Raw genomic sequence first — 1,782 nt, 5'->3', positions numbered from 1 at the left:
TACAGCTTCTGCTCGAGCTCCGGCACAACCTCGAACAGGTCACCGACCAGGCCAGTGATCATCGAGAGCGCGACCTGGAAGATCCCGATCGTCCTACAGCTTCTGTTCCAGCTCCGGCACGACCTCGAACAGATCACCGACCAGTCCGTAGTCCGCGACCTGAAAGATCGGCGCCTCCTCGTCCTTGTTGATGGCGACGATGATGCGCGAATCCTTCATGCCCGCCAGGTGCTGGATGGCGCCACTGATGCCCACGGCGATATACAGATCCGGCGCGACGATCTTGCCGGTCTGGCCGACCTGCATGTCGTTGTGCACGAAGCCGGCGTCGACGGCGGCACGCGAAGCCCCGATAGCGGCGCCCAGCTTGTCGGCGATGCCGTCCAGCAGCTTGAAGTTCTCGCCGTTGCCCATGCCCCGGCCGCCGGACACGACTACCTTGGCGGAACCCAGCTCCGGCCGGTCGCTCTGCGCCAGCTGTTCGCCGACGAAGGACGACAGCGCGTTGTCGACCACGGTATCGACCGCCTCGACACTGGCGCTGCCGCCCTCGCCCACGGCGTCGAAGGCCGTGGGACGCACCGTGATGACCTTCAGTGCGTCCTCGCTCTGCACGGTGGCAATGGCGTTGCCGGCGTAGACCGGACGCTTGAAGGTGTCGGCGCTGACCACGGCGATGATTTCGGAGATCTGCTGGGTGTCCTTCAGCGCCGCCAGACGCGGCAGGGCATTCTTGCCGATGGTCGAGCCGGCAGCCAGCACATGGTTGTAGTCATCGGCCAGCGCGACCAGCAGATCGCCCAGCGGCTCGGCCAGTTGATGGGCGTAGACGCCATGGTCGGCGACGCGCACCCGGGTCACGCCCTCCAGACCGGCCGCCGCCTCGGCGACGCTTGCCACGCCTTCACCCGCGACCAGCACGTCGATGTCACCGCCGCCGTGATCGGCGATCTGGCGAGCCGCGGCGACCACATGCGCCGTGCCTTCGGCCAGTTGGCCATCATGATGTTCAGCGAGTACCAGAATGCTCATGTGATCACCTTGGCTTCGTTCTTGAGTTTATCGACCAGTTCGTCCACGGAGCCGACCGTCACGCCACCCTGACGTTCGGCCGGCGGCTCGACACTCACCAGCTTGAGCCTGCTGGCCACCTCGACGCCCAGCTCTTCCGGCGTGCGGGTCTCCAGCGGCTTCTTCTTGGCCTTCATGATGTCCGGCAGCTTGGCATAGCGCGGCTCATTGAGGCGCAGGTCGGTGGTGACGATGGCCGGTAGCTTGAGCGAGACGGTCTGCAGGCCGCCGTCGATCTCGCGGATGACTTCCAGGCTGTCGCCTTCGACCTTGATCGCGGAGGCGAAGGTGCCCTGCGGACGCCCGGTCAGTGCCGCCAGCATCTGCCCGGTCTGGTTGTTGTCGCTGTCGATGGCCTGCTTGCCGAGGATCATCAGGTCCGGCTGCTCTTCCTCGACCACCTTGGCCAGCGCCCTGGCAGCCCCCAGCGACTCGACCCGCTCGTCGGTCTGCACATGAATGGCGCGATCGGCGCCCAGCGCCAGGGCACTGCGCAGCTGCTCCTGGGCCGCCTTGGGACCGATGCTGACGGCCACCACCTCGCTGGCTGTGCCGGCCTCCTTGAGACGCACCGCCTCTTCCACGGCGATCTCGCAGAAGGGGTTCATGGCCATCTTCACGTTGGAGAGGTCGACGTCGGAATGATCCGGCTTGACGCGGATCTTGACGTTGTAATCGATGACGCGTTTGACCGCGACGAGTACTTTCATG

General features: G+C 65.5%; 2 protein-coding genes. Both read right to left on the bottom strand.

The window, feature by feature from the left end; genetic code table 11:
* Positions 1-93: 93 nt before the first annotated feature.
* On the bottom strand, positions 94-1,032 hold the full coding sequence (locus tag HHA01_RS14630; RefSeq protein ID WP_141322037.1) for an electron transfer flavoprotein subunit alpha/FixB family protein: 939 nt from the start codon (positions 1,030-1,032) through the stop codon (positions 94-96).
* A complete protein-coding gene (locus tag HHA01_RS14625) occupies positions 1,029-1,781 on the bottom strand; it encodes an electron transfer flavoprotein subunit beta/FixA family protein (protein ID WP_141322034.1) in 753 nt (250 codons plus the stop codon). Before HHA01_RS14625 ends, HHA01_RS14630 begins: the two co-directional genes overlap by 4 nt.
* Position 1,782: the final 1 nt, after the last annotated feature.

Source organism: Halomonas halmophila (genome assembly GCF_006540005.1).
In the GTDB taxonomy this organism is placed as follows: Bacteria; Pseudomonadota; Gammaproteobacteria; order Pseudomonadales; family Halomonadaceae; genus Halomonas; species Halomonas halmophila.
The sequence above is the reverse complement of the archived record's forward strand: the minus strand, read 5'-3'. Positions and strand labels throughout refer to the sequence as shown.

Excerpts from the sequence above, each read along its gene's own strand:
- HHA01_RS14630 (WP_141322037.1), bottom strand. The coding sequence starts at position 1,032 with ATGAGCATTCTGGTACTCGCTGAACATCATGATGGCCAACTGGCCGAA.
- HHA01_RS14625 (WP_141322034.1), bottom strand. The coding sequence starts at position 1,781 with ATGAAAGTACTCGTCGCGGTCAAACGCGTCATCGATTACAACGTCAAG.